The sequence below is a fragment of the Algoriphagus zhangzhouensis genome (assembly GCF_900148515.1).
Taxonomy (GTDB): Bacteria; Bacteroidota; Bacteroidia; order Cytophagales; family Cyclobacteriaceae; genus Algoriphagus; species Algoriphagus zhangzhouensis.
The window spans coordinates 253,419-276,775 of sequence record NZ_FRXN01000001.1 but is presented as its reverse complement, the minus strand read 5'-3'; the positions used below and the strand labels follow the sequence as shown (position 1 = coordinate 276,775).

Genomic DNA, 23,357 nt, shown 5'->3' with positions numbered 1-23,357 from the left:
AAAAAAAGAAAGCCCTGAATTCCTTCAGGGCTTTCTAATGGTTTTATTGCTTATGGAAATCTCTAAATCTCCATTCTCAATTCTCTTGATATCATGGTCTGAATCAATACATCACTTCTACCGGGAAGCGACCATTCACAGCTTTTAGCTGATCAAATGCTGCTTGAGAAAGTTTAATAACCAATTTCGAATTATCGCCTGTTTCTGGAAGAGTCCCTACTACACGGGCGAAAATTGTTGCGTCATTTTCTTCGTTTTTCACTCTCATGATGGTACCAACAGGTGCTGTTCTATGCAAGACCAGATACTTTTTATGTCCACCTGTACCCTCAATCAGCTCAGCTTGGCCTACTTCTTTGATATTTTTAAAACCTCCAGAGCTAGCTCCATCTGGAACAACATGCATATCTTCCGCTTGAGTCACTACTCTAGGCTCACCAACGATAGGCACCTGAGAAGGTCCTGGTTCTGCTCTACCCACTTTCAAAACTTGTCCGACACGTAGGTTATTGGAAGTCAATCCATTCCAATTGATTATATCCTCTACCTTGGCATTGTATTGTCCTGAAATTGAGAATAATGTCTGGCCTGTTTTAACTTCATGAGAAATCCAGTCACCCGGTACGATAGGCTCACCAGTTGGCTGTGCAGGAGTAGCCGTTTTTGTTTCAGCTTTCGGTTGAACCTTTTCTTCTTTTACTGGACTTGGCGTCGACTTTGGAGTTTCTACCACAGCAATAGTTTTTTCAACCACCTCTTTTTTAGGCTCTACAGGTGTAGGTGCTGGTTCAGAAACTTTGGTTTCGGCAACAGTAGGCTGGGTCACTGTTTGAGGAGCCTGAATTACCAAGGCCTGCCCTACACTTAGATCGTTTCCTTTCAAACCATTCCAACTCATGATTTCGGAAACCGATACATTGTATTTTTTGGAAATCGCAAATAAGGTCTCTCCAGGAGATACTTTATGCAAAGTAGAACCAGAAGGCACTTCGGCTTTGGTTACATAAGGCACACGGATCTGCTGCCCAACTTTCAACCCTGATTTCAAAGCCGCATTGGCTTCCACAATCTCTCCTACCGGGGTTTGATACCTTCTGGAAATCCCAAACAGGGTTTCCTTGGCATCCACATTATGTAAAATAAAAGTTTTGTCTCCTACTTTCTCAACTCCCACAGAATCCATCTCAGTGATGGCGAAACTGGAAACAGAAATCAAAAACGCTGGAACAAAATAGAACGTTCTCTTATTGAAAATCATAGTAATAGCTTAATTAGGTGCGTTCGAAGAATCAATTCTCCCTTAGTTTTATCAATAATTATGCTAAAGAATCCTCTTTAGAAAATAAGTTGAAATGAGAACCTGATCCTTTCAAAGGAAAACCCTTGAATTCAAGAAAAATTGCCCTGAAAGCTTAAAAATTGAGGTGAAGATGGAATTCATCCGTATCTTATCTTATCGAATTTTATTGACTATGCCCAGAATCCAATTCTTCCTTCTTTCCTTTTTGATTTTAGTTTCTGTCCAGCTTTCAGCTCAAGAGCAAAAAGTAGAAAAAGTATTCACTTTTAAAATTGACAGAGACATTGATCCTGCGATGAACAGAAGAGTAAAACTGGCTTTGGAAGATGCCGCCGAACAAAAAGCGGATTTGATTATCATAGAAATGGACACTTATGGAGGGGCTGTCAATGATGCAGATGATATCCGAACCATGCTTTTGGAGTCCCCTATTCCGGTATATACCTTCATCAATAAAGATGCGGCATCTGCCGGAGCTTTGATCTCCATTGCCAGTGACAGTATCTACATGGCTCCGGGAGCCAGTATAGGTGCAGCGACAGTAGTCAACGGAACGGATGGAATGGCCGCTCCTGATAAATACCAGTCCTATATGCGATCCATGATGAGAAGTACTGCTGAAGCAAGGGGAAGAGATCCAAAAATTGCCGAAGCCATGGTGGATGAGAACATTGCCATTGAGGGAATAACAACCGAAGGATCGGTATTAACTTTTTCAGTTTCTGAAGCTAAAAAATATGGGTTTTGCGAAGGTGAATATGCTTCAGTAGATGCCATTCTGAAGGCAAAAGGTCTAGAAAATGCTGAAATTTCCAGCTATGAGGTTTCTTATACTGAAACCATTATTTCTTATTTTCTCAATCCGGCTATCAGTGGGATTTTGATATTGGTAATTATCGGTGGGATTTATTTCGAGTTGCAAACTCCTGGAGTAGGCTTTCCGCTTTTTGCTTCCATCATAGCCACCATCCTCTATTTCATCCCCTATTACCTGAATGGATTGGCTGAAAACTGGGAAATGATAGTCTTTATAGTCGGGATCATATTACTGGCAATAGAGCTCTTTGTCATCCCCGGATTTGGGATTTTTGGAGTCATGGGAATCGTCTGTATTCTGGCCGGATTGGTTTTGGGGATGCTCCCTAATCAGAATTTTGACTTCCAATATGTGGCTTCCGCGGACCTTTTTGCAGCCTTACTCACGGTCATATTATCTTCCATCATCGCCGTTGCACTCATCTTTTGGCTTACTCCCAAAGTCAATGAATGGGGGGCTTTTAAGACCATTACTTTGGCGGAAACCCAGCAGAGATCAGAGGGATATACCTCAAGTTTCTATCAAAATGAATTGTTGGGAAAGGTCGGCGTTGTCCATTCCAGATTAAGACCCAGTGGCAGAGTGGAAATAGACGGAGACATTTATGACGCTTATTCCCGCGGCGAATTCATTGATCAGGGAGAAGAAATCATCGTCATTTCTACTGAAGGAACCTCCCTGAAAGTCAAAAAACACCAAGCTTAATCAAAGCTTTTGCTAAGTTTGGGCCATGAATCCGTTTCAGAGCATTTATGAAGCTATTGGAGAGGAAAAAATCCAACAGCTCACCCACTATTTCTATCAGGAAGTTGCCCAAAATGAAGAACTGCGAAAGCTCTATCCCGAGGAGGATTTGAAGCCCGCCGAAAGACGACTGTTTCTGTTTTTGCTTCAGGTTTTTGGTGGACCCCAAACCTATTCTGAAGAAAGAGGTCATCCTCGCCTGAGAATGCGTCATCTGAATTGGAAGATTGATGGCAAATTTAGAAATCACTGGATGAATGCCATGCTTTCTGCCATGGATCAAATTGACCTGGAACCTGAAGTTCGTGAATTGATGCTGGGCTACTTTGTCAAAGTTGCAAACCACATGGTCAATCATGAGTAAGCTTTTGCGCAAAATCTATACAGCTTACGCAGGGGTTTTATTTATATTGAGCTTCCTGTTGATTTTTCCTTTTTTCCTGATCTGTATCTGGGTCCCGGGATGGAAGCGTTTTGGAAGAAAAATCAATCAATACTGGGCAAGAATCTATTTCACCCTGATTTTCATGCCCGTCCACAGGGAGATTCGAGGAAAAATCGAAAAGGGGAAACCCTATTTGTTTCTTGCCAATCATTTTTCCTATCTGGATGTAGCCATGATGGGTTTTATTCCGGGGGATGCTCAATTTGTGGGAAAAGCCTCTATTAGAAAAGTCCCTCTTTTTGGCTACTATTTCAAAAGCCTCCACATCGCAGTGGACCGGTCCAGAATGAGAAGCCGTGCAGAAACGATGAGAAGAGCAGCACTGGCTTTGGAGCAAAACTCCAGCATTGTCCTTTTTCCGGAAGGAGGCATCTACACCCAAAATCCACCTCAGATGGTTCCCTTTAAAAATGGGGCCTTCCGCCTGGCCTTGTTCAAACAAATCCCGATTATCCCTGTCACATTATCCTATAATCATCTAATTTTGCCTGAAGACGGAAAATTGCTCTTAAATTTGAAAAGAGCGAAGATGGTTTTGCACGAACCCATCGTTCCTACAGATCAAGACGATGAGGAAAGTCTGAAAAAAGCTTGCTTTGAAATCATTCAAAAACAGTTGGATTTGGACAATTCAAAATAGAATTATGAAAATCGATAAAGAAGCGATCAAGAAAATAGCCCACTTGGCGAGATTGGAATTTGACGAAAATGGAGCTGAGAAGCTATCCAAAGAAATGAGTCAGATTTTGGATTGGGTGGAGCAATTGAATGAAATAGACACTGAAAATGTAGAGCCTTTGACCACCATGTCCTCTGAGGTGAATGACATGAGAGAGGATAAAGTTGGCAAGCATTTGGACCATGAAGCTGGCCTAAAAAATGCTCCCAAAAGAGATGCTGACTACTTCCGTGTTCCCAAGGTACTTGAATAATGAATCAAGAATATTTAGAAAAACTCAATCTTAAAGCAATTATCCCGGCCCTCCTACTGATCATCACGGGAGGGCTTTTTGCGTATTATTACTTGCTCTTCGATCCATCTCCTTATCGAGATATTGAAGCGGGTTATTTTTTGGATACCATTCCTATTCCTTTTGATTTCGCACAATTTGGTCCCATATCTTTTCCTATTTGGGTGGACAATTACCTAGTATTTCAAGAATTCAAGGACTTTACTCCCCTTCATTTCATTCAGGAAAGTATTTGGTTCGGTCTAATCGTTTGGTTGGTAATTTCCACTTTACTCACCTTGGTTTCAGAGTTCAAAAAACTCTATTTCTTGGGATTTGGAATCATCTGGATAGTCCTTCTCACCTTTTCCAACCTCAATGGATTAAATATAGGTGGCTTAAACACCAATTACCCCTTAATCATTTTCATAGTGGGAACTCTGGCTGTTCCTGTATTTTTTCACATTTCTGGAAAAAAAGTCCGATTTGAACTGAGGTTACTTTTGAACCTTTTGAGTTCAGGTCTTGCAGGATATGCCTTGATCAGCTTAGCTGAAAGCCCAGAGCCGGTTTTGTTTTTGGTAGAACATTTGACAATTCCAGCCATTGCTCTTTCAATTGCTTGGATTTTCTGGAATGGACACGGAGTCCTTTCAGGAATTTACATTTTGCTTGCAAAGGCCGGAAGAAACCTCAATCTGAAGATATCCCTTCAAATCAGCCTGATTGCGCTAGTGTATTTGCTTTTGCTTTTCAACATCCTGCTGGATCTTACCGGAAGCCCACTGCAATTTATTCCTGTCTTCGATCCAATCTTATTATTAATCCCAATGGGGGTTTTGGGATGGTTTACCATCCGGGAAAAGGCTGAGGCTGACTTAGATTTAGTCGCATCTCCAAGAGTCATCAAGGGACTTTATTTATTGGGGTTTGGCATATCTCTTTGGTTAGCCTGGAAGCTTCAACTTTCCGGAAATCAACCTGCAAAAGAATTACTCAAACACCTGATTACTTATTCCCAAATTGGATTCAGTCTCTTTTTCCTGATTTACATTCTATCCAACTTTATGAATGTTATGAATACCGGAAAGGCGATTGAAAAAGTGCTTTTCAAACCTTATTCTCTTCCTTATTATCATTTGAGAATTGGTGGGGTCATCGCTATGCTCGTTTTGATGGCTTATGCCGATGGGATTGTTGGTGTTCAAGTGAATTCTCTGAGCAATCATGTTTTGGGAGATTATTATTACAACAGCGATCAAAAGCTGGAGGCCAGTATCATTTATGAAAACACCTGGTTTCGCTATCGAAATAATCCAAAAGCTAAAAATGCCACTGCTCAGCTGCTCTTTGAATTGAACCAGCCTACTTTGGCCAAGCAACATCTGGAAGAAAGCTTTGCTGAGGCTCCTCAAGTGGATAATATTATCTTGTTGGCAGAGCGACTTCATCGTGAAAACAAGATTCTGGAGTCCATTTATTACCTAGAGGAAGGCCTCAAATGGTTTCCCGGTAATCCTTACCTGATTAACAATCTAGCACTATTCTATATCAAAGTGAATCGGAATCAGGATGCTCTTGCTCTGATGGAATTATCCAAAGAAGAGAGTTCTGGGAATTTTGCTGCAATCCAACTGAAGCTTGGAAATCTAACTTTCGACTCTTCATCCCCTGAAACTATTTCTGATCTGATCAATGAATTGGCCAAGCAAAATGCCTTAGGCAATTACCCCGAAGAAGGGACTGTTGAAGAATTAAAAGCAGACTTGCAAAAAGAATTGACTCCCATGCTTGTACAAGCAGGATATAGAAATCTGTTTTCTATCAAAGATTTCAGTTCAGTTTCTCAGGATTTGGCAATGCTGGATAGTCTATGGAAAGACAGTACAAATGTGCAATACATCATGCCATTACAGGAAACAGGTGTGATTCGTAGTCTGGGAGCTGGCAGAGTGACTGAAGCGGTCAAGAATCTGAATGGTTTGGCTTTTAGAAATCCCGGTGACGCGGGTTATTTTCTTCAGCTTTCATCTACCATCATGGCACAGCAAATGGGCTTTGAAAAGGCAGCAAGAGAATTGATTGCCGCCGAAGAAAAAGGTTATCAGGCCATTGCTGCTCATCATTGGAGTATCTTAACGATGGGAGGCTATTATGAAAAAGCTGAAGAATTTCGGGTAAATTATGGATTAAAAATTCCTTCCTATCTGCTCCAGCCCGAAGCGAATACACTCTCCTATTTAGAAATCATTGAAAAATTCAACCGAACGCTTCCCAAACCCCTTTTTGATGCTTGGAAAGAGTTGGAGGAATCAGAGCTTAAAACAGATTTAGCCGTTCGCTTAGTGGCATACAAAGCTCATGGACTGGATGAATCTGATTTGAGAACTTTGGGAGAAAATATTCAAAAAGCCCGTGGCGAAAATGAGTACCTGAGCAAATTCTTGGAAAAGCCGGATTTGAAAAATAAGGAAACGATTGAAGCTTTGATGTCCTGGTTAGGTATAGGTGATGAATTGACTGCAAATCCTTATTTAAATCCTTTGATCTGGTCTGCAGTTGCTATCAGCCAAGATGATGTCGCCAGTTATGAAATCCTCAATACAGCTACAGAATTCAGTCTGGATCCGATCATTTGGATCAAAAAAGTGAACCTTGCAAGGAAAATCGGATTGTCTAATTATGCCACCGATGCATTGGTGCAAATGCAGGAATGGGTAGATGCAAAAGATTTGGAAAGACTTCAATTGGCCAACTATTAGTATGAATTCTCGTATTTTCACAGAAATCCTTTATTTTTAACAGGAAACTAAAACCACTAACCCAATTACTATGAGTAGAGTAATCGAAACCCACGATATCAATAGAACTTATAAAATGGGAGCTGAAATCATTCAGGCTCTAAAATCTGTTTCGATTAATGTCGATAGAGGGGAATATGTGGCTTTTATGGGGCCTTCAGGATCTGGGAAATCTACCTTGATGAATATCATTGGCTGTCTGGACACTCCTACTGCAGGAACTTATATTCTCAACAACAAGGATGTCAGTGACATGACTGAGAATGAATTGGCCGATATCAGAAACAAAGAAATTGGATTTGTTTTCCAGACTTTCAACTTGCTTCCAAGAGCTAGCTGTCTTGAAAATGTGGCACTTCCTTTAGTTTATGCAGGATATAGCAAAGCAGAGAGAGAAGAAATGGCTTTCAAAGCCTTGGACAATGTGGGATTGGGAGAGCGTACCAAGCACAGACCCAATGAACTTTCCGGAGGTCAAAGACAAAGGGTTGCTATTGCAAGAGCTTTGGTCAATGACCCAAGTATCATTCTTGCCGATGAACCGACAGGAAACTTGGATACGAAGACTTCATACGACATCATGGAACTCTTCCATGAACTGCATTCCAAAGGCAATACCATCATCATGGTAACACACGAAGATGACATTGCTCACTATGCCCACCGAATCGTCAGATTGAGAGATGGTTTGGTCGAAACAGACACAATTAACCCAAACCCCACTAGAGGAGTTGCAATGCCAGTCTAATTCTTCAAAAAGAATCAAATAGATTCTTATTTTTGTCGGAGAATTACAGCCAATTGCAATGAAAATCTATACCAAGACTGGAGATCAGGGAAAAACCTCACTTTTAGGCGGTGAAAGAGTCCCAAAATCCCACCTTCGAATAGATGCCTATGGCACAGTTGATGAATTGAATTCTTTTGTAGGTTTACTTCGTGATCAGGAAATCAATCAATCTAGAAGTGAGATTCTTAAAGAAATTCAAGATCGACTTTTCACCATAGGTGCAGATTTGGCAACTCCTGCAGGAAAAGACAAGGTCAAAAAGCCAGACCTTCTCCCTGAAGACATTGAATTATTGGAAAAAGAAATGGATCATATGGAAGATGAACTGCCGCCATTGAAGGCTTTTATTCTTCCAGGAGGACATCAAGCAGTTTCTTTTGCACATTTGGCAAGGACAGTATGCAGAAGGGCTGAAAGAAGGGCGGTAGAATTGGGATTTGAAGAGGAAGTAAATTCTTTGGTCATCCAATACCTTAACAGGCTCTCCGATTATTTCTTTGTTTTGGGCAGAAAAATGGCCCAAGATCTTCAGGTAGAAGAAGTCACCTGGAGTCCAAGATTAAAAAAATAACCTAGAAATTGCCTTTGAGCATTTCAAGCATAATAAATTATCCATTTAGGCTTTGCCTTAACCAGCTTTGGCATGAAAACATCGCTAGCAATCCCGGTAACTAAGACGCAATCGTCTCGACTTTCACAAACCGATTTTTCGAATTTGGTCTTCGGAAAAACTATTTCCGATCACATGTTTGTGGCAGATTACAAGAACGGCGAATGGACCGATCTAAGAATCGAACCTTATGCGCCACTTGATTTATCTCCTTCCAATGCAACTTTGCATTATGGACAATCCATTTTTGAAGGCCTCAAGGCTTACAGAAATGATGCTGGTGAAATCCTCGTCTTTAGAGCAGATGCCAACTGGAAAAGAATGAATGAGTCTGCGGAGAGAATGTGTATGCCTTCTCTTCCTGAAGAAGTATTCATGGATGGTTTAACTCAATTGGTTGAACTGGACAAAGACTGGGTTCCTTCTGCTAAAGGTGCATCCCTTTACATTCGTCCTTTCATGTTTGCCATGGATGAATACATCGGAGTAAAACCTTCAGATACTTATAAATTCATCATTTTCACTTGCCCTGTAGGGAATTATTATTCCAAGCCAGTAAGTGTAAAAGTGGAAACCAAGTTTACCAGAGCAAATGAAGGTGGTACTGGCGCCGCTAAAACAGCAGGTAACTACGCCGCTTCCCTTTACCCTGCTCTTCAAGCTCAAAAAGCGGGATATGATCAGCTTCTTTGGACTGATGGCAAAAGCCACAGCAAAATCGAAGAAAGTGGTACTATGAACGTAATGTTCAAGATCAACGGGAAAATTATTACAGCCCCAATTGATGGAGGAACTATACTGAAAGGGATTACTAGAAACTCGGTCATTCAATTAGCCAATGATTGGAATGAGGAACTGGAAGAAAGATTTTTGACAGTTACAGAGCTAAAAGAAGCTTTAGAGGCTGGAACTTTGGAAGAAGCTTTTGGAACAGGTACCGCTGCTACTATTGCCCATATCTTCAAGATCAATATTGATGGAACCGATTATATCCTTCCTGAAAAATCCGAAAATGCATTCTCCCACAGAGTATTGGCTGCTCTGGACGGGATCAAATATGGCACCGAAGCAGATCCACATGAATGGATCATCAAAATTTAATAAGAGTCTGATTTTATAAAGAGCCCCCAATAAGGTTGATACTTATTGGGGGTATTTTTTTTAATATTGAATCTACAGCCCAAACACTCCAATCGTCTTTACTTAATTCTCGGCTCTGGTTTCTCCTAATCAAACCCTTGCCCTACTCAATGGCATAGTCATACATCGTGGGCCTCCCAGTCCGCGGGAAAGTTCTGAAGAAGGGATTTCAAGTACTTCTACTCCCATTTCTCTTAAAGCACGATTCGTATGAACGTTTCGATTATAAGAGATGACTCTTCTTGGTCCGATTGCAAAGACATTTGCTCCATCAAACCATTGCTCTCTCATCGAATAATCCGGATTGCCATCTGCTGTGGCCAACACTTCAAGATGTGGTATTTCTCTTTCTAAGACTTTCACTAATGATTCATTCAGAACCTCTCTACGGATGTGTACTTTATCATCCTTGATTTCTTTCAAGGTATATAGAGAAGTTTGGAACACCGAGTTCATTGCATCCGGATAGGTCAAAACCAGATTTTCATCCAACACGGTAAATACAGTATCCAAATGCATGTATTGACGCTTTTTAGGCAAATGAACCTCATATACCCTTTGAACGGAACCTTCAGCTAACAAAGCTTTTGCTGCATGGTAGATTGCTTTCTCGTCGGTTCTTTCTGAATTTCCTATAGCAACTGCTTCATGGGAAAGCACGATCACATCTCCACCTTCTATACTTGGAGGATTGTCATGTCCATTTACCGGATAGATTTTATTGACATTATCCTTAAACTCAGGATGGTTTTCAAATATTGTTCTCAACAAATCTGCTTCACGCTGTCTTCCTTCCATTTTCATTGAAGAAAAGACAATTCCACCAGGAGTTAGGGCCATTGGGTCACGTTGGAAATACAAATTGGGACAGGGAGCTATGGCAAAAGCGAAATCCATAATTTCTCCTGCATCCAAATTGGGAATTTTTCTTTTCAGCTCATGGACTTTGAGACCTCCAGTCAAAATCCCTGCACATTCGGCTGTGGAATAACGCTCCACTATGTCTTCTGCCAAGTGAGTCAATCCTGATCGCTTCAATGAATCTCGAATCAATCCGAGAAGCATTTTCTCATCGTATAATACTCTGATGAGCAATTCCCTCAACTGATAAACTTTAGCTCCTGAAGCATCTTTAATCAAATTCGAAAAGGCATCATGCTCACGCTGAAGCGCATCCAGGTATGGTACATCTTCAAACAATAAAAATTCTTTGTTATAGGGAGTTAATCTGTCTATTTCTTTCCCCGGTCTGTGCATTAATACCGCACGTAAAGTTCCAAATTCCGAATTGAGTCTTAGGTTCATATAGGTATAGGCTTCTTCATCTAGTTTAACCATTTATCGACAGAAGAGCAATTTTTTACTAACCATTGAAAAAATTGTGCTTTTAGGAAAATTTAGGATGGAATTAAGGATTGAAACCTCTTTCTTCGCCTAAAGTTATATTAGTTCAATTCCTCAATTCACATGAACAAAATAAACGAGGAACTATTCTTGCACTGTTACTAATTGAACTTTAAGAAATCAACCAACTATTATGAGAAAACTACACATTTTAACCCTTGGACTTTTATTCACTTTCTTTTCCAGCTGCGATACAGTCAATCAAATTGCTGGACAAATGGGATTGGGAACTCCAACTGATGCTGAAATCAACTCTGGACTGAAACAGGCATTGGAATTAGGAACAGGATATGCCTCAGAAAGACTTGCCCAGGAAGATGGATACCTAGGAAATCAATTGATCAAAATCACTTTCCCAGAGGAGGCTAAAAAGATTGAAAATACACTTCGCTCAATCGGCTTAGGTAGCCTTTGTGATCAAGTAATCACCTCTGTCAACCGTGCTGCTGAAGATGCGGCAATTGAAGCAAAACCGATCTTTGTTGCTGCCATTAAAGAAATGACAATACAAGATGTCAAAAACATCCTTTTAGGTGCTGACAATGCGGCTACGGTTTATTTCGAAGGAAAAACTACTTCTCAGTTGGAAGGAAAGTTTGAACCAATTATTTCCAACAGTTTGGATAAAGTGGGCGCTACCAAATATTGGGGGGATGTCATCAACCGATACAACCAAGTTCCATTGGTTACTAAGGTAAATCCTGACCTTTCTGCCTATGTCACACAAAAAGCAATTGATGGATTGTTTTATGAAATTGCGAAAGAGGAACTCAAAATCCGAGAAAATGTAGCAGCGAGAAGTACTGTACTACTTCAAAAGGTATTTGGCTATGCAGATAGTCAACAGACTGGCAGTTAATTTTATTCAAAATCTTTTCTATAATTTCGCTTTTGGCACCCTCCAAAAGGGATTTTTTATATACCCAATTTTCACTGGTTTTGAAATACCTATGTAACTTAATGTAAGGAACTTTCCTAAAAGGAATATATGCCTAACTTCGATTTATAATTTTGGTAAAAATCATTTTTAAATCTATGGCTGATTCACCCGAACAGAATTTCATTTTCCAACCCATCAATTCACTTTTAAACCCCAAACTTCCATTCGAAGAAATAAAAGAAATCATCGATTCAATTCATGCCCTTTTCCATCAAAAAACCCAGATCAGCGGCTTTGAAGTATCTATTGAAAATCTTGCAGCTGTTTCCGCATCAAAAGGAAAAGCTGTTGGCTTAAATCATGCCGCCCAATGCCTGCTTGATTACCAAAGAACTCATCGGTTTGTTTTGGCTATTCATCAGGCCATTCTGGATCAGCAGAAATCAAACCTGGGAAAAACAATCCAGCTATTTTATGCAGGATGTGGTCCCTATGCAACGTTAATGACTCTGATTGCTCCTCTTTTTCGGCCAGATGAAATCCAATTTTCACTTTTGGAAATCAATAAAAACTCAATTGATTCTGCCAAAAAGCTGATTAAAGAAATGGGGTTAGATGGATACGTTTCCAATATATATTTAGGAGACGCCACCACTTTCCAAATCCCAGATGCAAAGTCCTACGATATTCTAATTTCGGAAACATTGGATGCCCTGCTATACAGAGAATGTTATGTTCCGATCCTGATAAATATGCTTCCTCAGTTAAGAAAAGAGGCCATTTTGATTCCTGATAATGTATCTATTGAATTGCTTTTAAAAACAGGTGAAAATGAAACCAAACTGGGAATAATTATAGACGTGAGAAAGGTGCTTTCTGATTTGACCGAAAAGCATGATCAACTTTCAAAATTCCCAGAGAAGGTATTTAAGCTTAGCCTTATACCTGATAAGGATTCTCCCCTTCTACTTTTGGAAACCAAAGTTCATATTTATAAGGATTATGAATTGAATCGAAACGAATCATCATTGACTGTTATATATGAAATATCCTACCCAAAAACAGACTCAATTTCATTTACTTATTATTTAGAACCGGAGGTAGAATTGAAATATCAAACCGGTATGTCCTAATTCTTTTTTTTACAAAAAATCAACTCTGAATACATGGAATGAAGAGCCATCCGAATCTTAACCAAACCATGATTCGGGTGAATAACGAATGGAATGAAAAGCAGTTTCAATTGAATTGATTAAATTAAGAATATGTCTGCGAGAGAAACCTATCTTTTCCATCATTCCTGTTTTGACAGGGAGCAATATTTGAAGGAATTGAATCTGCTTGCTGAACATGAAATCAAGTTTCAGGTAAATGACCACTCCGGCCCCATTCAATTTAAATCCCCTGCCTGTGGGTATTTTGAGGCTGAAATCCTGATTAATGAAACAGATTTTGATCGAGCCAATGATTTACTAGAAAGCCTTAATACTTATGGAAACTGAAGAAAAATCCAGCTGGAGAAGTTTTACAGTAAATATGCCTTTGAATGTCCCAAAAGAGATGATTTCTGAGGCTCTAACATCTCAGGAAGGCTTGGAAAGCTGGTTTCTAAGATCTGCTAAATTTCAAAGCCCGGAAGGAAATGATAGAGGAATAGATGAAAAATTCCAGGTTGGCGATAGCTATCAATGGATGTGGCATGGATGGAATGATGAGGTCAAAGAAAAAGGAGAAATTCTTGAACCAAAGTCTGATGAAATCATCCGATTTACTTTTGGAAAGGCTGGAATTGTAAGCCTAAAGACTTACCAAGATGGCGATGAAACAATCCTACATCTTGTTCAAGAAAACATTCCACTTGAGGAAGACGCTAAACTGAACTTCCATGTAGGTTGCAAAACAGGTTGGACCTTTTACCTTTTGAATATGAAATCCATTCTTTTGGGAGGACTGGATTTGAGGAATAAAAACAATGAGTTGAATATGGATTAGCGGATATTTTTCTGATAATGAGGTCAATTTGAAGTTTAAAGGTTTTGAAGGACAATTTGTTTTCTAAAACCACAAAGAATATCTTAGGTAAAAACCTGATCTAACTGAATATTTCCTTTTTATTCGGCTTAAGTCAAAAAGAATTTCAAAATTTCCATTCCCTCCATGATCGAATACTTCCTTCCAATTTTGGGGATTTTAGTAACTGCTGTAGGTATCCCAATTTTGTACCTTCAATTAAGGGACTTAAAAGCCTCACTTCGGAGTAGTACTCATGCCTCCATCTACTCGCAAGCTGAATCTATTCGGGGTTATTTGATTGAATATCCCGAGTTACGGAAATACTTCTTCGACAATTGCCTGATAAATCAGGAAAACAAAGATTACAATCGGGTACTCAGTATTGCTGAAGTTTATCTTAATTATCTGGAACAAATTGCCGTTTTGAGGAAAAGCTTAGGCGAAGAAAATCTAACATCTTTGAAGCTGTTTTTGGATACTGCTTTGTCGAAAAGCCCTATTCTCAAGCAGCATCTAAGAGAAAATGCCAGCCTTTATTCCCAAGCTCTTCATGAAATGGTGGAAAATCCCCTTTCTTATAGCCAAACATCCTCGAATTCAATAAATCCCAATACCATGACTGAATCAATGAAAAATTACATTACCTCCAGTGAATCTATTGCGTGGAAGCCCTTAGTCGAAGAAGGGGTAGACACCCAAGGACTTTATGTAAAGGTTCTTCGATATGATGAGCAGCAAAAAAGGGCACCTACTTTTTTATTAAAATTTGAATCTGGGTCCTCCTACCCTTATCACAATCATCCGGCAGGAGAAGAAGCTTTTATTTTAGAAGGAGAAGCCTATTTCAACGATCAAAAACTTGTCAAAGGTGATTATCTCTATACCCCACCCACTTTTAAGCATTCCGTAAAATCGGAAAAGGGCTGTGTGATTCTGTTTCGTGTTCCTCAAGAAGTGGAAATCCAATGAATAAACGATACGCGTTTAATAAAATCAAATACTCCTTTTGGGTTGCCACCCTTTTCTTTAGTTTTTCTTCTAATTTATTTGCCCAAAAACGTCCCAATATACTTTTTGCAATCAGTGATGACCAATCCTTTTTTCACACTAGTTTTGAAGGTTCGGGTTTTGTAAAGACGCCTGCCTTTGACCGGGTGGCTAGAGAAGGGATCTACTTCAAAAATATGTATGCAGGTTCGCCTGGCTGCGCGCCATCCAGAAGTGCGATTATAACAGGTAGACACCATTGGCAGAATGAACAAGCAGGTCAACACGCCTCTGCTTGGTTAAAGAAATTCATCCCCTTTACGGATTTACTGGAGCAGAACGGCTATGCTGTTGGCAGAACCGGAAAAGGGGTTGGACCATTTCAATATGCGCGAAATGAACAAGATTCCCTTTGGCGAAAGACTGATGTTGCCGGCATCGAGCATACGGACATTCGATACAATTCAGCCGATGATGAGCGCTTTGCAAAAGGCATTTCTCCTACCAATTACTTTGAAAATTTTAAGGTTTTCTTAGAAAACAACCCTCAAGATCAACCCTTCTTCTTCTGGTATGGAGGCAAAGAACCTCATCGGGCTTACGAGAAAGGATCTTGGAAAAAAATGGGTAAGAAACTAGAGGATGTAGAAGTTCCTGGGTTCCTTCCTGACAACGATGAAATCCGGGGTGATTTATTGGACTATGCTGTAGAAATTGAATGGTTTGATCTCCATTTGGAGCGGATGCTGAATTACCTGGATGAAATCGGAGAATTGGAAAATACGATAGTCATTGTCACCGCTGACAATGGAATGCCTTTCCCAAGGGCCAAGGCAAATAGTTATGAATTTGGGGTCCATGTGCCTTTTGCGGTTCGATATCCGAAAGAATTCCCTGGAAACAGGATTGTACAAGATGCCATCGGTTTTGCAGATATTGCTCCTACCCTGCTTGAAATCAGTCAGACCCCCGCAAATGGAATGCTTCCCATCAGTGGAAAGAGCTTTCTGGACATTTTAAAATCCAAAAAAGAAGGAAAGATATCCGCTGATCAACGAGTAGCCTATTCCGGAAGAGAGCGGCATTCTTCCTCCCGATATCTCAATTGGGGCTATCCTCAAAGAGCCATACGAAAGGGCGATTATCTCCTAGTTTGGAATATGAAACCGAAAAGATGGCCCTCAGGAGCTCCCCAGAAATTCTCCAAGGAAGATAGCACGGTTCTGCTCCCGATGTATGGATTGAATAGCCAAAATCAGTATATCCCGGAAAGTGCTTTTACAGACATCGATGACGGTCCAAGCAAAACCTTTCTGATTGAACACCATGCCGAAGAGGATATCAGCTCTTTCTTTGAACTTTCGATGGCAAAAAGACCAGAATTCGAGCTTTTCAATGTGACTGAAGATCCTTCCTGCATTCAAAACTTGGCAGAAACTCCTGAATATAGTGAGGTTAAAAATGACCTGGAATCAGAATTGAAGACGGAATTAAGCAGATCACAAGATCCCAGAGTAGTCGGACCGGAAAAGGAGATTTTTGACAGTTATCAGCGCTATTCTCCTATTCGGAAATTTCCTAAACCTGAGAATCAATGAGTGAATTCAATTTTAAAAACCGCAATCTTTTTTCTGGAGTCCATTTATTAGGAATTCTTCTACTAGTTGCGGGACTATTTGCCTTAGTTAGTCCCTTATTTTTGAGCAGTGGAAGCTCCATGACAAAAATTATATCAGTCGGTACGGGCTCTTGTTTCATTGGCCTTTTGATCATCTTCACATATAGTGGAACTTTGATTGATACTTCAAAGAATAGATTCAAAGAGTATGTTTCAATTATTGGGTTTCGAATGGGTTCTTGGCAAGATTTAACCGAAATCAGAGAAATAAAAGTTGTTTCAACTACTAGGATCCAAAGAAATATTCCCAATGGAATCAGCCCAACTTTATCGGGAAAAGTGACTGAACATCGCATACTCTTATATTCAGATTCCGACCGACCTGTATTCTCATTTAACTATTCAAATCAAACGAAAGCAATTGAGAAAGCGAGGTTTTTAGCAGATGGGGCGAATTCTGAATTGATTCTTGATAATGTGTCCTCCTGATCGGCTAAGATTGAAATTAATGAAAGGTCAATCGCCGTCAATTGAATTTCAAAAGAATAAACCTGACAAGGCCATGTAAAAAAACAGGTTCTGACTAACTTAGGAATATGAAAAAAAACCTTTCCATTTTATCGATCTTCTTTTTGACCTATTGTACCAATCCTAGAACTGGAGTTATCGATATAGGTTTCACCAATGAATTAACCCAGAAAGACTTGGATGATATCCAAATGGATTTAAAGTCTCAAAATGTAGAACTTGAGTATACTTACTTGGAATTTGACTCAGTTGGACATCTTAAAAAAATAAGCGCTTCTATTGATTATAAGGATGGTCATAAAGGAAGCTTCAAATCCCAAGTCCTTCAGGATGGAGATCGCCCCGGTTTTAGAAGAGAGTTTTCAATAGACGATTAATGCCTAGCTATCAAGCCTTTGTCAAGGATTGAAATTTTAGGTGCTTTCTCTAATCCAAAAAAAATAATAAACTAAAAAACCGGACCTATCAGCCCGGTTTTTCTATGTCATTTGATTTATTGAAAACCTTTCTAATCCACCACAGAAACCATCAAAGTCTCTCCTTCTTTAGCAACTTTCAAAGCTCCTTTTTTGGTCAGGCCTTTGATAGCTACATCCCATTTTTTATTGCTTAATCCAGCCTGGTCCTTGATCACCAATAGTTCTGCAGGATTGCTTTTCACCACTAGCTCAAATACCATTTTCTCCTCTTCAGTCATTTCCACCTGCTTTTTCTCAGGTCTCATTTGAGGGAAAAACAATACTTCCTGAATCGTAGTCTTATTGGTCATCAACATAGTCAATCGGTCAATTCCGATTCCCAATCCCGATGTAGGAGGCATACCATATTCCAAGGCTCTTAAGAAATCCTCATCCATTGCCATCGCCTCATCATCTCCTCTAGCTGCCAATTTCAACTGATCTTCAAATCTCTCACGTTGATCGATTGGATCGTTCAATTCGGTATATGCATTGGCAATTTCTTTACCATTGACGAACAACTCAAATCGCTCCACCAAACCTTCCTCAGTTCTGTGTTTTTTAGCCAAAGGAGTCATTTCAATCGGATAATCAGTGATATAGGTAGGCTGAATCAAATTCGCTTCCACTTTCTCACCAAAGATCTCATCAATCAATTTGCCTTTGCCCATGGTTTCATCTGTTTCGATTCCCATGTCTTTACAAACCTGACGAAGTTCAGACTCATCCATTTTGCTCACATCGATACCTGCATATTCTTTAATAGAATCATACATCGTCAATCTTCTGTAAGGACCAGCAAAATCAATCACATTCTCCCCTACAGTAACTTTTGTATCATCATGAAGTGCCAAGGTTACTTTCTCAAGTAAGTCCTCTACCATCTCCATCATCCAGATATAGTCCTTGTAGGCCACATAGATTTCCATGGAAGTAAACTCTGGATTGTGAGTTCTGTCCATTCCTTCATTTCGGAACATTTTCCCAAACTCATAAACCCCATCAAAACCACCTACGATCAATCTTTTCAGATAAAGCTCATTGGCAATTCTCAAGAAAAGAGGCATATCCAATGTATTGTGATGGGTTTCAAAAGGTCTTGCTGCAGCTCCACCATGAACAGCTTGAAGAATTGGAGTTTCAACTTCCAGCCAGTTATGATCATCAAAATACCTTCTCATGGTAGAGATGATCTTAGAACGGGTAAAGAAGGTCTGCTTCACCTCTGGGTTAACCGTCAGATCCACATAGCGTTGTCTGTATCTTAATTCTGGATCAGTGAATCCATCAAATACGTTTCCTTCTTCATCTCTTTTCACCACAGGAAGCGGCTTCACAGATTTGGAAAGAACTTTCAATTCAGTCACATGCAATGAAATCTCACCAGTCTGTGTAGTGAAAATATAGCCTTTTACACCGATGAAATCACCGATTCCCAAAAGCTTCTTGAAAACTGAATTATATAAGGTTTTATCGTCTTCAGGACAGATATCATCCCTTCTGACATAAATCTGCAAACGTCCGGTGGAATCCTGAATTTCCGCAAAGGAAGCAGAACCCATGATCCTTCTGGACATCAATCTTCCGGCAATAGAAATGTTTTTGTAATCGGTCTTTCGGTTTTCATAATTTCTATGAATGTCCTCAGCCGTCACATTGATTGGAAAAGCCTCTGCAGGATATGGGTTCACACCCAATCGCATCAGTTCTTCCCGATCTTTTCTTCTTTCTATTTCCTGTTCGCTCAAAAGTTGCATTGTATTGGTTTGAGATTTTTAAATTTTCTGTTTTATGTCCGATGTCCGCTGTCCGATGATTCCGCTCTATCTCACTCCAAACATCAAGAATCTACTTCGTAATTTTTGTTTGTACTCTGAAAACTGATCCCGATAGCTATCGGGATGACTTCCTTCTCTTCATTTCACGCTTGACTAGTTCAAACTCTCTTGAACTTTGTCCTGCAATGGATGTGTTCTCAGCAGCTCTTCTGGTCAGATAAGGCATTACCTTTTCTACTGGTCCATAAGGCACATATTTCACCACATTGTAGCCGGCATTTGCCAAATTGAATGAAATATTATCACTCATCCCATAAAGCTGAGAGAAAAATACCCTATCACTTTTTGGATCAATGCCATTGATATTCATTAGTTCAGTCAGCTGGAGACTGCTTTTCTCATTATGAGTGGCACAGACCAGATAAACCCCATTTTCAACCGCAAATTTGATGGCCTCATCGTAGTCACGATCGGTTGCGGCTTTATTGGGTTGAATTGGGTCCTGATAACCCATTTCTTCAGCTCTCTCCCTCTCCTTTTCCATGTAGGCACCACGAACCGGTTTTGCTCCTAACAAATACCCTTTGTCCGCAGCTACAGCTTGGGCCTTTTTCAATCTCTCCAATGAATCATGACGATACATCTGATAGGTATTATACACCACACATCTCTCGGTATTGTATTTCTCCATCATCTCATAGGTCAGATCATCGATGACATCCTGAAACCAGGTTTCTTCCGCATCTGAAAGAATCTTGATTCCCAAATCATGAGCAGCCTTGCAAAGCTTGTCCACTCTTCCTCTCAATCTTTCGAAAGCCAACTCCTCATCAGTATTCAATTTTTCCCCTGCTTGAATCTTGGTCATGATATGGTAATCTCCCAAACCAGTGACTTTAAATACACCAAATGGCATATAGTCTGTTTTGGCTGATTCCACCAAAGTTTCCAGAATCTCTGCGGTGGTCCTTTCAAAACTTTCCTCATCTCCTTTTCCTTCTATGGAAAGGTCCAGGATAGACTTCACTCCATAATCAGCCAATTTCTGGCAGGCCTGGATCGTTTCAGCAATGGTTTCCCCACCACAGAAGTGTCCAAACATGGTTTTTTTCATGATTCCTTTCACTGGAAGCTTCAGTTTAAAAGCCAAATTGGCCAGACCAATTCCCAGGTCAGAAATCAAATTATTATTCAGCGTTGCAAAAATCAAATACATTTTGCGCAGCTCAGCATCACTCTTAGAAGCGAATGCAACTTTAAGATTCTCGAAAGATATTTGGGGTTTTACAGGCATCTTGCTCAAATAAAGGTGCAAAGATATTAATAAAAAGCTTTTTGCTTATGTTTTGTTAGGGATTTTGCTTGATCTATACCTTATAATAAAAAGTGACTTTCTCCATCGATAACAAGCTTTGGTTTTTGCTTAATTTCCAAGATTATCAAATCCATTTTTTATCGTGAAAATAGAATCTAGAAGTACTGAATTCCCGGAGCCATATTTCATTTGCCCAAAATCATTAAGGGAGAGATAAAATTTCAAGCAAGTTTTACAGAATAATATTCTGAATTGAATTCAATTTTAAACATGAATTAATGAATTCACGATAAATTAACCTGAATTTTAAAAGAATTATAAATCCAGCTTACTAACATTGTGTATTCATTAATTAAAATTTGAAAAAAATATTTTGCAATTAGAATTTACCAGCTTACATTTACGGCATGTTAATCACAGCCGCGATTTATTTTACTTTCTTTTACTTTTACTTTCGAAGCAAAAATCGAATCGGAGCTGTGTATTGTCTAGCCAAAAACTAAAAGAACATAAACAACTAAAAGCCCGATTCGAAAGAGTCGGGCTTTTTTCATTTAAACACGCTCAGCCGTATGAAATCTCACAAACAAATTAAAGACTGGGGTCTAGGACTCACCACCCCACTGATTATCGCAGGACCTTGCTCCGCTGAAACTCCAGAGCAGATCGAGCAGATCTGTAAGGAAATGAAAGAAGAAAACATGGTTCCTCAGCTTTTCAGAGCTGGTATTTGGAAGCCAAGAACCAGACCAGGGTCTTTCGAAGGAATCGGTGAAGAAGGTTTGAAGTGGATGGAGATCGTAAGACACAATCTGAATATCCCTATCACTGTGGAAGTTGGTAATGCAGCTCACGCTGAATTAGCTTTGAAACACAATGTAGATGTGATCTGGGTAGGCGCGAGAACTACAGTAAACCCATTCGCTGTTCAAGAAATCGCAGAAGCTCTTCGTGGTTCTGACGTACCGGTAATGGTGAAAAACCCAATGAACCCAGATTTGGATCTATGGGTAGGTGCATTGGAAAGAATGCATGCAGTAGGTTTGGATAAATTGGCAGCCATCCACCGTGGATTCTCTGATGCTTATGACAAGCGATTCAGAAACAAGCCAAACTGGTCTATGCCTATCCACTTGAAGAGAGTATGGAAAGGAATGGAAGTCATCAACGATCCTTCACACATTGCCGGTAGAAGAGATGGTATTTTGGAGATCTCTCAAAGAGCCATGAACTTCGGTTTAGACGGTTTGATGATCGAAACTCACCACAACCCGGACAAAGCATGGTCTGATGCCAAGCAGCAAGTGACTCCAAAAGCATTGAAAGAAATCTTGACAGCAATCGACTTTAAAGAGCCTTTGGAAGCTATGGCTCCAGACGAAAAACTTCAGGATTTAAGAAGAGCAGTCGATCATTTGGATGATCAGTTATTGGATATTTTGCAAGAAAGATTCGCTGTGATCGATCAGATCGGAGCTCATAAAAGAGAGCATCACCTGACTGTTTTTCAATCTGACAGATGGAAAGATGTAATGGAGAGCAGAACCAAAAAGGGAGTTGATAAGCACCTGAGCGAGAAGTTTATGAAGGAGTTGCTTTATTGTATTCACGAAGAGTCCGTGAAGAGACAAGAAAAACAACTCCGTGAAGCTGAAGCTTTGAAAAAATAATACAATTGGCTGAGTAAAATTAGAAAGGGAGACATCTTCTCCCTTTCTTTATCACTCCAATTATTGAACCTACTGTGAATCCTGTTTATATAAGTACCTCACCTATCCTGAAGCTTTCCGAATTGCTGGAGGGTTTAAATTTTTCTTCTCTCTTCGTGTTGACAGATGAAAATACCCATCAACATTGCTACCCACTGATTCAGAAGGCTCTTCCCAAAGAACATCACCTATTTACTTTCCCTGCGGGGGAATCCCACAAGAATCTGGAAACCTGTGCTTCCATTTGGTCAGAAATGACCGAGGCCGGACTGGATCGAAAGGCGCTTTGCCTCAACATCGGAGGTGGAGTATTGGGAGATATGGGGGGATTTTGTGCCAGTATTTATAAAAGAGGAATCCGATTCATCAATATGCCCACCACCCTTCTTTCCCAAGTTGATGCCAGCGTAGGAGGAAAATTGGGGATTGATTTCGAAGGATTAAAAAATCATCTGGGAGTTTTCAACGAACCGGAATTTGTTCTGATCAGTCCAGATTTTCTAAAAACCCTTCCTGAAAATGAATTAAGGTCCGGTTTTGCGGAAATCATCAAGCATGGACTGATTAAGGATCATACCTATTTTGAAATGCTCAATTTTGAGGACTGGAAGAAGAATGATTGGGAATACCTGATCGAGCATTCTGTAGCTATCAAAAAAGCAGTAGTGCAGGAAGATCCCAAAGAAGCAGGACTGCGTAAAATCCTAAATTTTGGTCATACCATCGGACATGCATTGGAAACCCATTTTCTAGATGGCCCCAACCATTTGCTACATGGGGAAGCGATCGCTGCAGGCATGATCTGTGAAGCTTGGCTTTCTGTTCAAAAAACAGGCTTATCCCAAGAAGATTTGAGTCAGATTCAAGAAAAACTTTTAAAGGTCTATGGCAAAATTCAGATATCCAAAGATGACTTTGGAGCAGCCTTGGATCTTTGCCTCCAGGACAAAAAGAATGAAGGAAAAGAAATCCTCTTTTCTCTTCTTGAAAACATCGGGACTTGTACATACAACATCCCTGTCAGCAGAAAAGAAATTGAAGCTGCCTTAACCTATTATTGTACTATTTAA

At 39.9% G+C, this 23,357-nt stretch carries 22 protein-coding genes; 18 read left to right on the top strand and 4 right to left on the bottom strand.

The window, feature by feature from the left end:
• Window positions 1-103: 103 nt before the first annotated feature.
• Window positions 104-1,258, bottom strand: coding sequence for a LysM peptidoglycan-binding domain-containing protein (locus BUF13_RS01145; protein ID WP_073569917.1), 1,155 nt, complete (start codon window positions 1,256-1,258; stop codon window positions 104-106).
• A gap of 214 nt (window positions 1,259-1,472) precedes the next feature.
• Between BUF13_RS01145 and BUF13_RS01140 the strand changes: the two genes are divergently transcribed.
• From BUF13_RS01140 to BUF13_RS01105, 8 genes are all read left to right on the top strand, one after another.
• Window positions 1,473-2,822: an NfeD family protein gene (locus BUF13_RS01140; protein WP_170865135.1), complete on the top strand. Its 1,350-nt coding sequence runs from the start codon at window positions 1,473-1,475 to the stop codon at window positions 2,820-2,822.
• 25 nt (window positions 2,823-2,847) lie between these two features.
• Entirely contained in the window at window positions 2,848-3,225 is a 378-nt protein-coding gene (locus BUF13_RS01135; protein ID WP_073569916.1) for a globin domain-containing protein, read from the top strand.
• Entirely contained in the window at window positions 3,218-3,946 is a 729-nt protein-coding gene (locus BUF13_RS01130) for a lysophospholipid acyltransferase family protein (protein WP_073569915.1), read from the top strand. Before BUF13_RS01135 ends, BUF13_RS01130 begins: the two co-directional genes overlap by 8 nt.
• 4 nt (window positions 3,947-3,950) lie before the next feature.
• Window positions 3,951-4,238: an Asp-tRNA(Asn)/Glu-tRNA(Gln) amidotransferase subunit GatC gene (gene gatC / locus BUF13_RS01125; RefSeq protein WP_073569914.1), complete on the top strand. Its 288-nt coding sequence runs from the start codon at window positions 3,951-3,953 to the stop codon at window positions 4,236-4,238.
• The gene (locus BUF13_RS01120) at window positions 4,238-7,018 is read left to right on the top strand and encodes a tetratricopeptide repeat protein (RefSeq protein WP_073569913.1); all 2,781 of its coding nucleotides are present in this window, start codon (window positions 4,238-4,240) and stop codon (window positions 7,016-7,018) included. The genes gatC and BUF13_RS01120 overlap by 1 nt, the downstream gene beginning before the upstream one ends.
• 70 nt (window positions 7,019-7,088) lie before the next feature.
• Window positions 7,089-7,805, top strand: a complete 717-nt coding sequence (locus BUF13_RS01115) for an ABC transporter ATP-binding protein (RefSeq protein WP_073569912.1) — start codon at window positions 7,089-7,091, stop codon at window positions 7,803-7,805.
• A gap of 58 nt (window positions 7,806-7,863) precedes the next feature.
• On the top strand, window positions 7,864-8,418 hold the full coding sequence (locus BUF13_RS01110) for a cob(I)yrinic acid a,c-diamide adenosyltransferase (RefSeq protein WP_073569911.1): 555 nt from the start codon (window positions 7,864-7,866) through the stop codon (window positions 8,416-8,418).
• A 72-nt stretch (window positions 8,419-8,490) separates the two neighbouring features.
• Window positions 8,491-9,558, top strand: a complete 1,068-nt coding sequence (locus BUF13_RS01105; RefSeq protein ID WP_073569910.1) for a branched-chain amino acid aminotransferase — start codon at window positions 8,491-8,493, stop codon at window positions 9,556-9,558.
• 129 nt (window positions 9,559-9,687) lie between these two features.
• On the opposite strand, the gene BUF13_RS01100 is transcribed toward BUF13_RS01105, so the two are convergent.
• Window positions 9,688-10,902: an arginine deiminase gene (locus tag BUF13_RS01100; RefSeq protein WP_073570794.1), complete on the bottom strand. Its 1,215-nt coding sequence runs from the start codon at window positions 10,900-10,902 to the stop codon at window positions 9,688-9,690.
• A gap of 232 nt (window positions 10,903-11,134) precedes the next feature.
• Here BUF13_RS01100 and BUF13_RS01095 point away from each other — a divergent pair, with 232 nt between their 5' ends.
• From BUF13_RS01095 to BUF13_RS01060, 8 genes are all read left to right on the top strand, one after another.
• Window positions 11,135-11,860: a DUF4197 domain-containing protein gene (locus BUF13_RS01095; protein ID WP_073569909.1), complete on the top strand. Its 726-nt coding sequence runs from the start codon at window positions 11,135-11,137 to the stop codon at window positions 11,858-11,860.
• Window positions 11,861-12,036: 176 nt separating this feature from the next.
• Window positions 12,037-13,014, top strand: coding sequence for an SAM-dependent methyltransferase (locus BUF13_RS01090; protein WP_073569908.1), 978 nt, complete (start codon window positions 12,037-12,039; stop codon window positions 13,012-13,014).
• A gap of 132 nt (window positions 13,015-13,146) precedes the next feature.
• Entirely contained in the window at window positions 13,147-13,383 is a 237-nt protein-coding gene (locus BUF13_RS01085) for a putative signal transducing protein (RefSeq protein ID WP_073569907.1), read from the top strand.
• On the top strand, window positions 13,373-13,873 hold the full coding sequence (locus BUF13_RS01080; protein ID WP_073569906.1) for an SRPBCC family protein: 501 nt from the start codon (window positions 13,373-13,375) through the stop codon (window positions 13,871-13,873). Before BUF13_RS01085 ends, BUF13_RS01080 begins: the two co-directional genes overlap by 11 nt.
• Window positions 13,874-14,038: 165 nt before the next feature.
• Window positions 14,039-14,863, top strand: a complete 825-nt coding sequence (locus BUF13_RS20770) for a cupin domain-containing protein (RefSeq protein WP_243839675.1) — start codon at window positions 14,039-14,041, stop codon at window positions 14,861-14,863.
• Entirely contained in the window at window positions 14,860-16,479 is a 1,620-nt protein-coding gene (locus tag BUF13_RS01070) for a sulfatase family protein (RefSeq protein WP_083586333.1), read from the top strand. Before BUF13_RS20770 ends, BUF13_RS01070 begins: the two co-directional genes overlap by 4 nt.
• Window positions 16,476-16,988 (top strand): hypothetical protein, encoded by a 513-nt coding sequence (locus BUF13_RS01065; RefSeq protein WP_073569905.1) that lies wholly within the window; start codon window positions 16,476-16,478, stop codon window positions 16,986-16,988. Before BUF13_RS01070 ends, BUF13_RS01065 begins: the two co-directional genes overlap by 4 nt.
• A gap of 107 nt (window positions 16,989-17,095) precedes the next feature.
• A complete protein-coding gene (locus BUF13_RS01060; protein WP_073569904.1) occupies window positions 17,096-17,404 on the top strand; it encodes a hypothetical protein in 309 nt (102 codons plus the stop codon).
• A gap of 131 nt (window positions 17,405-17,535) precedes the next feature.
• On the opposite strand, the gene lysS is transcribed toward BUF13_RS01060, so the two are convergent.
• Window positions 17,536-19,242 carry a lysine--tRNA ligase gene (lysS, locus tag BUF13_RS01055; RefSeq protein ID WP_073569903.1) on the bottom strand — a complete coding sequence of 569 codons (1,707 nt, stop codon included), beginning with the start codon at window positions 19,240-19,242 and terminating at the stop codon, window positions 17,536-17,538.
• Between the two features lie 136 nt (window positions 19,243-19,378).
• The gene (locus tag BUF13_RS01050; RefSeq protein ID WP_073569902.1) at window positions 19,379-20,557 is read right to left on the bottom strand and encodes a proline dehydrogenase family protein; all 1,179 of its coding nucleotides are present in this window, start codon (window positions 20,555-20,557) and stop codon (window positions 19,379-19,381) included.
• Between the two features lie 593 nt (window positions 20,558-21,150).
• On the opposite strand from BUF13_RS01050, the gene BUF13_RS01045 reads away from it, so the two are divergent.
• Together BUF13_RS01045 and aroB are read left to right on the top strand one after the other, a co-directional pair.
• Window positions 21,151-22,248: a chorismate mutase gene (locus tag BUF13_RS01045; RefSeq protein ID WP_073569901.1), complete on the top strand. Its 1,098-nt coding sequence runs from the start codon at window positions 21,151-21,153 to the stop codon at window positions 22,246-22,248.
• Window positions 22,249-22,322: 74 nt separating this feature from the next.
• A complete protein-coding gene (gene aroB, locus BUF13_RS01040; protein ID WP_073569900.1) occupies window positions 22,323-23,357 on the top strand; it encodes a 3-dehydroquinate synthase in 1,035 nt (344 codons plus the stop codon).